A 293-nucleotide genomic window follows, 5' to 3' on the forward strand; every position below is an offset into this window, starting at 1 on the left:
CGTCGAGCAAGCTTCTAGGAGTAACAAAGAATGACTACGTTCTGGAGTCTGTACGTCACAGTCCTCAGTCTCGGCACCATCTTCGCCCTGACCTGGCTGCTGCTGTCCACCCGCAAGGGCCAGCGCGCCGAGCAGACGGAAGAAACGGTTGGCCACTCCTTCGACGGGATCGAGGAGTACGACAACCCACTGCCAAAATGGTGGTTCATGCTGTTCGTGGGCACCATCATTTTTGCCTTGGGTTACCTGGTGCTGTATCCGGGCCTGGGCAACTGGAAAGGCCTGCTGCCGGG

Annotated in this window: 1 protein-coding gene; it reads left to right on the plus strand. The window is 58.4% G+C overall.

Translation table 11 applies throughout. The features are described 5' to 3' along the window. Positions 1-30 precede the first annotated feature (30 nt). Positions 31-293 (plus strand): cbb3-type cytochrome c oxidase N-terminal domain-containing protein (locus SB772_RS40020; RefSeq protein WP_410838520.1); only part of this gene is annotated, 263 nt, incomplete at its 3' end.

Origin of the sequence: Paraburkholderia sp. SIMBA_030, from assembly GCF_046535245.1 — a bacterium.
Classification (GTDB): domain Bacteria; phylum Pseudomonadota; class Gammaproteobacteria; order Burkholderiales; family Burkholderiaceae; genus Paraburkholderia.